Here is a 12762-nt window from a genome sequence, read left to right on the forward strand (position 1 = left end):
TTTTTTTATTTTAATTTTCTTCTAAATCTACTGTACCTTCATAATATTGCTCTTTATTTTTAGATTTTGCATATTGAATTTGAGGAATTATAAGCATTGCAGCAATTACCAATACATACCCTATTATTCCTAAATATTTCATTACAAATCCTTGCGCTAGCCATACCGTACTTTGGTCGATATTTCCATGCCATCCACCTTTTAACTGGAATAACGCTACAGCCACAGCTCCGCATAATACTTGCAATACTCCTGATAAAGCTGATAATATGAATGCAGCTCTTGCTCCTCCACGTTTATCAGCATACACAGCAATAGTTGCATTATCAAAGAACACTGGAACGAATCCTGTTATAATAAATACAGGCGATTTGAATATTAATAATCCTGCTATTGAAATAAATTGAGCTATTGTTCCTACTAAAAATCCGAATAATACTGCACTTGGCGATCCAAATCCATAAGAAGCCGCACAATCTACTGCAGGCAATGATCCAGGCAATATTTTATTTGAAATACCTTGGAATGATACTGTCAATTCTGATACGAACATTCTAACTCCTGTTTTCAAAATTGTTAAATATACTGCAAACAATAATGTTGTTGAAACAATATAAGTACCAAATGAAAGTTTTTTAGGATCAAATGCCCCTGCTGCAACACCATTAGGATTTATAACTGGACAAGTCTGTACACTATTTTCAATAACACATTTACCAAATTTCGCAGTAAAGAATTCAGGCCCTAGCACCCACATTATGATTCCAAAGAACACTATCATTATAAGTCCTGTTGCAATAATATCATCGTGAAGCATTGATAACCATTTAGGCAATTTCAAATCATCTAGTTTCTTTTTAGGATTTCCTATTTTAGGAGCCAATTTATCTGCCACCCATATAGCAAACATTTGTTGATGCCCTATTGCAAATCCAGCATTTTCTGTTAATCTCTGAGTTGGTTCCACTGATAAGTTTGATCCAACTGCCCAATATATTCCTGCAAAAATTCCTATTAATATTACTCCCTTTATATTTTGGAACTGAGGAAACAGGAAGAATATCATCCAAGCTGCTGTAGAAGCCTGTTGTTGCATAATATGCCCTGTTATGAACAATGTTCTTACTTTAGTAAATTTTCTAAATAACACTAATAGTATATTTATAACAAATCCTATAAGAAGTGCCATCATAACAGCCGCTGCCAAATTAGATTTAGATGAATCCTGTTCAATAATATTTTTTATTGCTTCATCCACAGCCTGTAATCCAAAGTAGGGATCTATAACGGCCGCATTTAATTCAAATTTAGTCTTTAATGCCGCTAGTATTGGTCTAAACGTTGTTACTAGCCCTCCTGCACCGACATTCAATATCATGTATCCTACAGTTGCCTTAATAAACCCTCCAACTGCCTCGTATATTTTTTTACCTAAGAACAAATATCCAACAAAAACCAGTAAACCTACAAAAAATTCTGGCTTAGTTAAAATATTTTGTCCAAACCATGTTCCAATTGCCATTAATAAATTCATGATTTTTCTCCTTTATATATTTTTTTAATAATTTCATTTTATCCAAATATTTTTCCATATATTTAATTTTCCTACAAGAATGATTTGAATGGCAAATCAGGTTCTATTGTAAATGCGTCTTCAAATCCTCTTCTGTACATATATTCCATATCATCTTTGTTATCAGGGAATACAAATTTCCCTCCAGGCTGCCATATATATGGCTTAAATTCATACTTCATTCTGTCTTTTCTATAATTCCACAATAATGTTATTTCTTTTGGATCTGCCATAAAGTTAGACCAAATATCGTGATGAAGCGGTATAACAACTTGTGTTTTCAATTCTTCAGCTACTCTTAGCACATCTGAAGAAGTCAATTTATCTGTCATTCCTCTTGGATTGTCTCCATATCCTACAAATGCCACATCTACTTTATTTTCATCTCCATGTTTTACAAAATAGTTTGAATGGTGTGAATCTCCTGCATTGTAAATATTTCCACCTGTTGTTTCAACTAAATAGTTTACTGCCATTTCATCCATATCAGGCGGTAAATTTCCTTTTAATGTTACATCTTCAGCAACTGTTAAAAGCATAGTTCTGTCAAATGATTCCAATGCTTTTATTTTTGCATCTTTTATTGTAATTTCATCTCCTGGTTTTACTTGTACCAGTCTATCTTCAGGCACTCCCCATTTTCTCCAAATTTCAATACATGTTTTTGGTCCTACGAATTTTGCTTCTGGACAATTTTTTACAACTGCCGCCGCAACATTTACATCTATATGGTCACTATGTGAATGTGTTGCAAGCAATGCATCAAGACCTTCTATTGCAAAAGGATCTATTACGCACGGAGTAAGTCTCAAGTTTGGCTGTAAAGCTACACATCCGACTGCTCTTTGATGCTGATGCTTAGGTTTCATTAATTTATTTTTTTGACTTCTTTTACCTGTTGCTACCCAGATATCCATTGCAATATTTGCATTTCCTTCTGTTTTTATCCAAAGTCCCATGTTTCCAAGCCACCACATTGCTACAGTTTTTGGTTTTACTACTGTTTCGGCTATTTCCTCATTTAACCAAGTTCCCCATTCAGGAAATGTTCCTAAAATCCAAGATTCTCTTGTGATTTCATCTAATTTTGACATAATTGTCCCTCCTAAAAATGTTATTAAATTGTATATATCGTTTTCTTTTTGCTAACAATAGTATACCCCACTTTTTTTTAAAGTCAATAATTTTTCAAAAAAATTTTTATAAAAATAAAAGAGGCATAATCAGCCTCTTCTAAAATGTTATTATTAAAACAAATAATTTTTACTTTAATTTGTATATTATTGTCTATTTTTTATTTAAAAATATTTTATTCTCATCTATCTTCCAAAATTCTTTTGAATTTTCTTCATATCCCTGTCAATGTCTTTCCTTTTCAGCGATTCCCTCTTATCATGCATCTTTTTACCTTTTGCCAGCCCTATTTCCATTTTTACAAGCCTTTGCTTTGTGTAAACTGAAATTGGAACAATAGTGTATCCCTGTTCCTTAATTTTTTCGCTCCATTTCTTTATTTCACGTCTATTCAAAAGCAATTTTCTCACACGAGATTCTGCCACATTATTAATATTTCCAAATTCATAAGGTGTAATATGCATGTTCATTACAAAAACTTCATCCCGTATAATTCTTATAAAACTTTCTTTTATGCTGACTTTTCCAGCCTTCACCGATTTTACTTCCGTTCCTACAAGTTCAATACCTGCTTCCAGCTTGTCTTCTATGAAATAATCGTGAAAAGCCTTTTTATTTCTAGCTAATACTGGCATTTTCCCTCCTTCCAATATTCTTTATTCCTCTTCAGCCTCCTCGATTTTTGCTCTTTCTTCCACATAAGGTATGACCTCAATTTCCATTTTTGTATAACTTGCACTTACAACACTTACTTTCATTGTGCTTCCCATAGTGTAGGACTCGTTATTTCTTTTATCTATGATTTTAAAGTTTTCCTCATCATAAATAAAATTATCACGTGCTGTTGTAACATTGTAAACCACTTCTATGTGATTTTCTAGTTCCATAAATATCTTATTTTTATTCATCCCGCTAAGTCTAGCAATATAAACTTGTCCTATTTTATCTTGCATATACTCAATTAATTTTATTTTTACACTGTCTTCTTCCAGTTTATCCGCTATTCTTTCTGTTTTCGAAATACTTGAGGCAATTGCTTCAAAATTAGACCCATATTTAGCCTTTTCCTTTTCATTCATAAATTTTTCAATTGAACGTCCAAGCATTCTGTGAACAATTAAGTCAGAATATCGACGTATCGGTGATGTAAAGTGCAAATAATATTTAGAAGCAAGACCAAAATGTCCAAGATTTTTGTTGGCATATCTTGCACGCTGCATTGCTCGTAAAATTAATTTGTGAATCAAATACCCTTCTGGCAATCCTGTCGTTCTTTCTATTATGTTCTGAAATTTGCCAGGATGTATTTCTTCCAGTCCTTTTAATGAATATCCAAATTTTATCAAAGTTTCATTTAATGCTTGAACTTTCGCCTTGTCAGGATCTTCGTGGACTCTGTAAATTGCTGGAATTTCTTCCCAGAAAAGTTTTTCCGCCACAGTTTCATTTGCAATAACCATAAAGTCTTCTATAATTCTTTCAGCTTCCCCTCTAGAACGCAATACAATGTCCTTTACGGCCTTATTATCATCTAAGACTACCTTTATCTCAGGTAATTCAAAATCAATGCTCCCACGTCTCTTTTTGTTGTTTCTGATGATTTTAGATAATTCCAGCATATTTTTTAGCATTTCATCAATTTTTCTATATTTGTCATAAAGACCTTTATATTCTTCAGATTCTTCATTCTTTTCCAAAATTGTATTTACGTTTTCATAAGTCATTCTGTATTTAGATTTTATAACCGATTTGTAAAAATCATTTCTTACAACTTTACCTTTTTTATCCAAATCCATTTCTACAGTAAAAGTTAGCTTATCCTCATTCGGATTAAGTGAACATAAATTATTTGATAATTTTCTTGGCAACATAGGAATTACCCTGTCTACAAGATAAATTGAATTTCCACGCTTCAATGCTTCTGTATCAATCTCGGTATTTTCCCGTACATAGTAAGAAACATCGGCAATGCTTACAAAAAGTTTATACCCATCTTCTGTTTTTTCCACATAAACTGCATCATCCAAATCTTTCGCATCAGAACCGTCGATTGTAATAATGTCAAGATGTCTCAAATCTTTTCGATTTTTTAGTTCTTCCGAAAAATCCTCATCAATTTTGTCCAGTTCCTGCAAGACTTCATTTGGAAATTTCTCCTCAATCCCTTCATTCAAAAGCAATGATGAAATTAGTGCCTCTGTATCCTTGGGACTTCCTAAAATACTTATAATCTCTCCTTCAGGCTTTCTTTCCTCATCTCCCCAAAAGTCCACCTTTACAGCCACTAAATCTCCAGTTTTTGCACCTTTTATCAATTTTTTCGGAATATAAATATCCTTCGGAGAATTTCTTGGACGCACAAAGCCAAAACTTAAATTATGCTCAAAAACTCCAACTATAACATCTCGATTTCTTTTTACAACTTTGTAAACTTCCCCTTCACGCTTCTTTCCATCTGAACTTTCCTTCAAAATACGTACCAGAACAGTATCTCCATTCATAGCCGTATTCAAATAAGCTCCAGGAATAAAGACGCTAGCCTCTCCATTAATATCAAGAAATCCGAAATTTCCATTAGAAATAGAAATTTCCCCTTTCACAAACCCTTCCTTCTCAGGCAAGGTATATCTTCCATTCCTTTTCAAATAAATATCTCCGCTTTCTTCCCATGCATTTAAAAGCTGCTTATACATTTTCCGTTTTTTCTGGCTCCATTCCAGCAGCTGTAATATTTCCTGAAAAGTAAACTCATATTCTGCTAGCACTTGTCGCAAATATTTTAATTCACGCTCTTCCTTAAGTTCCATTTTCCGAGTTTTTTCATTTTCTTTTTTAATATTGTAATTTTTTCCACTAAATTTTTTTCCTTTATGAAAATTTTTATCGTTATTTTCAATATTTTTATGTTTTTCTTTCTTTTGTTTATTTCCCATATTTTACCTCTATTTTATTCAATACATCAAATTATACTATTCTTCATTTAAATAACAGATACTTCATAAATTTTAAACTATATTATTTTAACGAGTATTGAAACTTCTTATAATTAATATAATTCATATTTTTCAATGAAATTTAGTATTAGTCTAAATTATAAAATTCTAATAAAATATACTTATATATTGAGAAAATAATAAATTTTCAGATATATTTTAAATCAATTTTTATTTTTTAGATTAAATTTGATTTTTTTAATTTTAGAGTTGATTTGCTATTATTGAATTTCTAAATTTTATAATATTCGGATGAATAATTGAATCCTTTGAAAGTAAATATTTTAATTTTTCCTCAATTTCAAATTTTATTGCCTTATCTAAATCAGTTTTCGCAAGTTCTCTAGCTGTTTCTACACCTTCCCAGCTTCTCCCTTCTTCAATCGCATCTGAAAGATAGACAATCTTAGCAAGAGTACTCATATTTTCTTTCCCAATTGTATGATATTTTATTCCATCCAAAATCTCTTCATCATCAATTCCAAACAATTCGTAGTTTTGCCGTACAAACTCAGCTCCTGCAAATCCATGAAGCACAGCTGTAGACTTCGACATCTTGTCCTCTACTTCAGGATATTTCCCCTTCGTCAAGTCAATCATAACTGACAAGTCAAAAAATTTTGCCACATCATGAAGCCAAGCTGAAGCTGCAACTTTTTCCACATCTACATTATAAATTTTTGCAAGTTCCACAGCACATTTAGCAACTCTTTCCACATGATTGTATCTTTTTTCATCCAAATATTTTTTTACATTCTTCTTAATTACTTCTATATTCATAATACCACTTCCCCTAATTTATAACTTCAAATATAGTAATTTCAGCTTAAATCAAGAATAAAAGATTAGCTCATTCTACAGCCAATCTTTCACCTTTTACATATTTTTACTCTAATTTTTAAGTATAACCATAAATCAACATCTATTGACATTATTATACTACACTAGAAAGAAAAAAACAATAAATCTAAATAATCAAGAAAGCTTTATTATTTTTTATTAAAGCTATTCTTACTTTTTTAAAAAAAACTATTATACTAAACTCGATAAAATAATAAATTCATAGAAAATTTTTCAAAAAAGAATAAAATCTAATATTTTAAAATGATTAAAATGTAATTTTTTTTAATAGAAAATATACTAGTTGTATAATTTATTTCTACTATTCTTCACTAAAACTTTAAACAAGTTTTACAATATATTCTATTAATTCCTCAATTGTATGGAAAAATATTCCATAATTTAATACTGGACGTTTTATTGCTAAAATTTTTACTCCACATTCCTGACATGCTTCAACTTTTTGAAGTTCTCCCCCAGTTTCACCGCTTTCTTTTGTTATAAGATAATCAATCTTAAAATCTTTTAACATCGCAATATTCATATTTTTAGAAAATGGTCCCTGCATTGCAATTATATTTTTAGGTAAATATCCAAGCTCTTCAGCACTTTGTATTGAAGTTGTTGTTGGTAAAATTCTAACAAACAAATTATTCTTCTCTCTTATTTCCTTTATTTCTTCTAAAGTATTAGATCCTAATGTACTTAATACATTTTTATTTTCCACTTTATTTAAAAACATAATTATTTCCTGTAAATTTTTGAACTTAAATACATTTTCACTTCCATAATCAACCATTTTTCTTTCAAATCTTACATATTTTATCTCTTTTCCTTTTTCGGCTCTTTCATTCAAATAACTTACCATTGAAATAACAGTATTACTAATATTTTGTGCATATGGATGGCTAGCATCAATAATTAAGTCAATCTTCTTTTCTAAAATCATGCTTTCAATCTGCAGTACATTCAATCTTTCTGAAAGTACATGCACTTTTTCATTTTTAGCCACATCTTCAAGTAATTTTCCACCATACTCAGTAGCTGTACTCACAATAATTTCATCTTCCCGAACTTTCAAAACTTCATCTAAAATACTTCTGGAATCCTTTGTTCCACCAATTATCCAAATCATTTAATTTCCCTTTCCTAATCATTATAATTTTAGTATCTATCAAATACATTTGATTATACTACTTTATTATTATACTAATAATTTTAACTTTTGCAAATATTATTTATAATTTATTCAATATATTTTTCTAATAAATTTACTAACCAAATAAAAAGTACGATGTTTTATAGCTATTTTTATCCTATTATTAAATAATATGTAATATAATTCAAAATTTATAAATCACTATTTAACATAGAAAATAATATTAAACACTATAATACAAATCACACTATAAAATAAATAAAAAAAATAGATAAAACATTTAAAAAATAAACTTTACAATAAACAAAAAATCTGATATTCTATTCATTATTAAGAAAAAAATTTACAATATTAATCAAATTTTTCAATAAATAAACTACTCTTAAGTTACAAAATTTGAAAATTATGATTTTCTAAAAATTCAATACTAAACTTCACTTAAAACAAAAATAATAATAAAAAATTTTAAATCTAAACTAGATAATATACAATTGAAAATTTATAAAATAAACAAAAAATATCTTAGTTCTATTTTAAAATAAAAATATACCTGTATAACTAATTTTATTAATTTAACATATTTTTCATTTCAAATTTCAATCAAGTTGGCATAATTACAAGAAAATCAAAATATTTAATTAATATTATGTAATTGCAAATTCATGAAATATCTATTATTCTAAAATAAATTAGTATAAAATAAAAAATGACAGAAAGGAATACAAGGAGCTATCTTATAAGATAAATGAAAATATCAAGTCATAAATTCTACATATTTTACTACATCTATAAAATCAATAAAATAATATCTATTGATTTTTAAAAATAAACTTTTTTGGATAACTATATAAATTAAGAAATAAAATCAATACTATTTTCAATAGATTTCTCTACTCATAAAGAAAATATTACCAAACAAATAAGTATACAACATTATGTTAATAAAATTTATTTTCATCTTATAAGATACCCTTATAAAAATATGGATAACAAATTAAAACTATATATTGTAAGACATGGGCAAACAGAATGGAACGTATTAGAAAAATTTCAAGGACAATTAAATTCACCACTTACACCAGAAGGAATAAAAAAAATCGAAAAAACCGCATCAGAGCTTAAAAATATAAAATTCGAAGCAGTTTATACTAGTGAACTAGGGAGAACAATTTCTACTGCTAAAATAATTTTACAAAATAATAATTTTGAAAAAATAAAAAATAAAAATGAAAAATTAACACTTTATAAACTGTCTGAATTAAATGAAATCAACTTTGGAGAATGGCAAGGAATGAATTTCAAAGAGATTTTTATAAAATACCCAGAAGAAGCTCATAATTACTTTTACGATGTAAAAAACTATACTGCTAAAAATATAAAAGGAGAAGAACTAAAAGATGGATTAGAACGTTTTTTAAAAGGTTTAAAAAAAATCAGTTCTAACCATGAATACGGAAATATTTTAATTGTAACACACGGAACAGTCTTAGAACTATTTTTTAATTATATTCAAAATAAAAAAGCTCATGACTTAGACGAACGCAAGCTAATAGGTAATGGAGAATATAAAATTTTTACTTTAGAAAATGAAAAATACAAAATCCTTTAATTGTACTCGAACCTATTTAAAATTGAACTGATAGAAATTATATAATTTATGGTTTGAGTAAAATAGTCATAATTTTTGAGTTCTATTTTAAACTAGTTTTACTATAAATTCACTATAGTTTACTTTTATGGAAGAGCTGTATAATGAAAAAAAGCAAAAAAACTTCCGAGGGAGGAAATTAGATGATAAGGGGTATAAAAAGAATGGCGTCCCCGGTTGGACTCGAACCAACAGTACTCTGATTAACAGTCAGATGCTCTAACCGGCTGAGCTACGGAGACGCAAAAGAAAAAAAGTTTGGCGGCTTCCTATTTTCCCGGGACGAATCAAGTATCGTAGGCGCAGGCAGACTTAACTGCCGGGTTCAGAATGTGACCGGGTGTATCCCTGCCGCTATGATCGCCAAACTTTTGAATATAGATTGCATTGCCTAAGGCAATGGGAAATAAATAGCAGAAGCAAAAGACTACATAAAAGCATACGTAATATTAGTACCAGTCAGCTGAACGCATTGCTGCGCTTGCACCTGGTATCGACCATGTGTTCTCCATGGATACTGCGATCACTCATCTCAAAGCCGGCTTCCCGCTTAGATGCTTTCAGCGGTTATCCGTTCCAGACGTGACTACTCAGCCGTGCCACTGGCGTGACAACTGATACATCAGAGGTCTGTCCAACCCGGTCCTCTCGTACTAAGGTCAGATCTTTTCAGTGCTCAAGCGCCTGCAGTGGATAGGGACCGAACTGTCTCACGACGTTCTGAACCCAGCTCGCGTGCCTCTTTAATGGGCGAACAGCCCAACCCTTGGGACCTTCTCCAGCCGGGATGAGACGAGCCGACATCGAGGTGCCAAACACTTCCGTCGATTTGGACTCTTGGGAAGTATCAGCCTGTTATCCCCGGGGTAGCTTTTATCCGTTGAGCGACGGTCCTTCCATTCGGAACCGCCGGATCGCTAACTCCCACTTTCGTGCCTGCTCGACCCGTCAGTCTTGCAGTCAAGCTCCCTTATGCGTTTGCACTCTTAGGCTGATTTCCATCCAGCCTGAGGGAACCTTTGAACGCCTCCGTTACTCTTTGGGAGGCGACCGCCCCAGTCAAACTGCCCATCTAGCACTGTCTCCGTTTCCAGATTAGAATTCCGACGGCATATGGTTGGTATTCCAACGACGACTCTGCCAAGACTGACGCCTTGGCTTCACAGTCTCCCAACTATCCTATACACATGCAGTAGAACCCAATGCCAAACTACAGTAAAGCTCCACGGGGTCTTTCCGTCCTACTGCAGGTAGCCGGTATCTTCACCGGCATTACAACTTCATAAGGTCTCCAGCCAAGACAGCTCCCAAATCATTTCACCATTCGTGCAGGTCGGAACTTACCCGACAAGGAATTTCGCTACCTTAGGACCGTTATAGTTACGGCCGCCGTTCACCGGGGCTTCAATTCGAGTCTCTCAACCCTCCTCTTAACCTTCCGGCACTGGGCAGGTGTCAGCCCATATACGTCGCCTTTCAGCTTAGCATAGACCTGTGTTTTTGGTAAACAGTTGCTTGGGACTCTTCACTGCGGCCTGTTTCCCCTCAGGGCGTCTCTCCCTTCAGGTATGTCAGGCACCCCTTCTCCCGAAGTTACGGGGCCATTTTGCAGAGTTCCTTAGCTAGAGTTATCCTGTCGGCCTTAAGTTTCTCACTCTGTCCACCTGTGTCGGTTTACAGTACGGGCGCTGGTTCTCATCGATAGAAGTTTTTCTCGGCAGTGTAGGATCGCGGCTTATGCAAGATGCACTTACCCGTCAGGTCTCACATTTAGGCATGCGGATTTTCCTGCATGCCCATGCTACGCCCTTAGAAAGGCTATTCCGTCAGCCTTCCCGCATACCTTCCTGCGTCACTCCGTCTCTCAGGCGATAACAGCGGTACAGGAATATTAACCTGTTTTCCATTCGCCATCACATTTTTGCTTATGCTTAGGTCCCGACTCCCCCAGGGCGGACAAACCTTCCCCTGGAAACCTTGGACTTCCGGCCGGCGGGATTCTCGCCCGCCTTCTCGCTACTCATTCCTGCATTCTCACTTCTGATACCTCCAGAATGGCCTTGCGGCATTCCTTCAACGGCCTACAGAACGCTCTCCTACCAGGCGTGCAAGCACGCCTCCGCAGCTTCGGTTTATGTCTTAGCCCCGTTACATCTTCGGCGCAGATACTCTCGACCAGTGAGCTATTACGCACTCTTTCAAGGCATGGCTGCTTCTAAGCCAACCTCCGGTTGTCTGTGAATATCCACCTCCTTTCCCACTTAGACATAATTAGGGACCTTAGCTGGCGGTCTGGGCTGTTCCCCTCTCGTCCGAGGACCTTGTCATCCACGGACTCACTCCTGGCTATTAATATGCGGTATTCGCAGTTTGCTTGATTTCGGTAAGCAGTACGCCCCCTAGACCATACAGAGCTCTACCCCCGCATATCTTCATGCCAAGGCTGCACCTAAATGCATTTCGGAGAGAACGAGCTATCTCCTAGTTCGATTGGCTTTTCACCCCTAGACCTATCTCATCTCCCAACTTTTCAACGGCGGTGAGTTCGGCCCTCCACTGAGTCTTACCTCAGCTTCAGCCTGGACAGGCCTAGATCACTAGGTTTCGCGTCTATGGCTGGCGACTTGTCGCCCTGTTAAGACTCGGTTTCCCTTCGGCTCCGTTCTATTAACCTTGCCACCAGCCATAACTCGCAGGATGATTAACCAAAATCCACGCAGTCACACATAAAGTGCTCCTACCGTTTGTAAGCACACGGTTTCAAATTCTGTTTCACTCCCTTGCTCAGGGTTCTTTTCACCTTTCCCTCACGGTACTCTTCACTATCGGTCAACAGCAGTATTTAGCCTTGCGTGATATGGTCCACGCTGATTCACGCCAGATTCCTCGTGCCTGACGCTACTCGGGTGCTTCCAGTCGCAGCATATGCTTTATGTTCTACAGGACTATCACCTTCTTCGGTCCAGCTTCCCAGCTGGTTCCACTTACACATATGCGGCTTAAGCATTATGACAATCCGCTGATGGAAGTCCCACAACCCCGTGCCAGCAACGCTGTCCGCTTGGCACTGGCACGGTTTAGGCTCCTCCCCGTTCGCTCGCCGCTACTCAGGGAATCGTTTTTACTTTCTTTTCCTCCCGCTACTTAGATGTTTCAGTTCGCGGGCTTACCGTTTTCACGCATGTCCTCCAGACATGCAGGTTTACCCATTCGGAAATCCGGGAATCACTGATCATGTGCATCTCCTCCCGGCTTATCGCAGCTTATCACGTCCTTCATCGGCTGCTGTTGCCTAGGCATCCTCCGTGTGCCCTTGTTAGCTTTTTCTCCAGAATAACTTTTTACTCCAGTTTAATTGTAATCTTTTACCTACTATTCATTTCCCATTGTCCTAGTATTGAACATAGACATAAGA

At 34.5% G+C, this 12762-nt stretch carries 7 protein-coding genes, 1 tRNA gene and 2 rRNA genes; 1 reads left to right on the plus strand and 9 read right to left on the minus strand.

All coding sequences use genetic code 11. The features are described 5' to 3' along the window. Positions 1-10: 10 nt before the first annotated feature. The 6 genes from FVE75_RS09485 to cobK all read right to left on the minus strand — a co-directional run bounded on the left by FVE75_RS09485 (position 11) and on the right by cobK (position 7675). Positions 11-1534 carry a PTS ascorbate transporter subunit IIC gene (locus tag FVE75_RS09485; RefSeq protein ID WP_147006221.1) on the minus strand — a complete coding sequence of 508 codons (1524 nt, stop codon included), beginning with the start codon at positions 1532-1534 and terminating at the stop codon, positions 11-13. Positions 1535-1605: 71 nt separating this feature from the next. Beyond that, positions 1606-2667 (minus strand): L-ascorbate 6-phosphate lactonase, encoded by a 1062-nt coding sequence (ulaG, locus tag FVE75_RS09490; RefSeq protein ID WP_147006222.1) that lies wholly within the window; start codon positions 2665-2667, stop codon positions 1606-1608. 225 nt (positions 2668-2892) lie between these two features. Then, a complete protein-coding gene (smpB, locus tag FVE75_RS09495; protein ID WP_039889111.1) occupies positions 2893-3342 on the minus strand; it encodes an SsrA-binding protein SmpB in 450 nt (149 codons plus the stop codon). A 21-nt stretch (positions 3343-3363) separates the two neighbouring features. Beyond that, complete coding sequence (gene rnr, locus FVE75_RS09500; RefSeq protein ID WP_147006223.1) at positions 3364-5640, minus strand: ribonuclease R; 2277 nt, start codon at positions 5638-5640, stop codon at positions 3364-3366. Between the two features lie 264 nt (positions 5641-5904). Further along, positions 5905-6480: a bis(5'-nucleosyl)-tetraphosphatase (symmetrical) YqeK gene (yqeK, locus tag FVE75_RS09505; RefSeq protein WP_147006224.1), complete on the minus strand. Its 576-nt coding sequence runs from the start codon at positions 6478-6480 to the stop codon at positions 5905-5907. 400 nt (positions 6481-6880) lie between these two features. Continuing rightward, complete coding sequence (cobK, locus tag FVE75_RS09510; protein WP_147006225.1) at positions 6881-7675, minus strand: precorrin-6A reductase; 795 nt, start codon at positions 7673-7675, stop codon at positions 6881-6883. 1006 nt (positions 7676-8681) lie between these two features. Between cobK and FVE75_RS09515 the strand changes: the two genes are divergently transcribed. After that, positions 8682-9308, plus strand: a complete 627-nt coding sequence (locus FVE75_RS09515) for a histidine phosphatase family protein (RefSeq protein WP_147006226.1) — start codon at positions 8682-8684, stop codon at positions 9306-9308. Between the two features lie 204 nt (positions 9309-9512). On the opposite strand, the gene FVE75_RS09520 is transcribed toward FVE75_RS09515, so the two are convergent. The 3 genes from FVE75_RS09520 to FVE75_RS09530 all read right to left on the minus strand — a co-directional run bounded on the left by FVE75_RS09520 (position 9513) and on the right by FVE75_RS09530 (position 12674). Next, positions 9513-9589, minus strand: a tRNA-Asn gene (locus FVE75_RS09520). Between the two features lie 14 nt (positions 9590-9603). After that, positions 9604-9715 (minus strand): 5S ribosomal RNA (rrf, locus tag FVE75_RS09525). A gap of 61 nt (positions 9716-9776) precedes the next feature. Beyond that, a 23S ribosomal RNA gene (locus FVE75_RS09530) occupies positions 9777-12674 on the minus strand. Between the last annotated feature and the right edge of the window lie 88 nt (positions 12675-12762).

Origin of the sequence: Leptotrichia hongkongensis (genome assembly GCF_007990635.1) — a bacterium.
Classification (GTDB): Bacteria; Fusobacteriota; Fusobacteriia; order Fusobacteriales; family Leptotrichiaceae; genus Leptotrichia; species Leptotrichia hongkongensis.

What these genes read in the sequence shown, in the direction of transcription:
- FVE75_RS09485 (WP_147006221.1), bottom strand. Translation starts at nt 1,534, where the DNA reads ATGAATTTATTAATGGCAATTGGAACATGGTTTGGACAAAATATTTTA.
- ulaG (WP_147006222.1), bottom strand. Translation starts at nt 2,667, where the DNA reads ATGTCAAAATTAGATGAAATCACAAGAGAATCTTGGATTTTAGGAACA.
- smpB (WP_039889111.1), bottom strand. Translation starts at nt 3,342, where the DNA reads ATGCCAGTATTAGCTAGAAATAAAAAGGCTTTTCACGATTATTTCATA.
- rnr (WP_147006223.1), bottom strand. Translation starts at nt 5,640, where the DNA reads ATGGGAAATAAACAAAAGAAAGAAAAACATAAAAATATTGAAAATAAC.
- yqeK (WP_147006224.1), bottom strand. Translation starts at nt 6,480, where the DNA reads ATGAATATAGAAGTAATTAAGAAGAATGTAAAAAAATATTTGGATGAA.
- cobK (WP_147006225.1), bottom strand. Translation starts at nt 7,675, where the DNA reads ATGATTTGGATAATTGGTGGAACAAAGGATTCCAGAAGTATTTTAGAT.
- FVE75_RS09515 (WP_147006226.1), top strand. Translation starts at nt 8,682, where the DNA reads ATGGATAACAAATTAAAACTATATATTGTAAGACATGGGCAAACAGAA.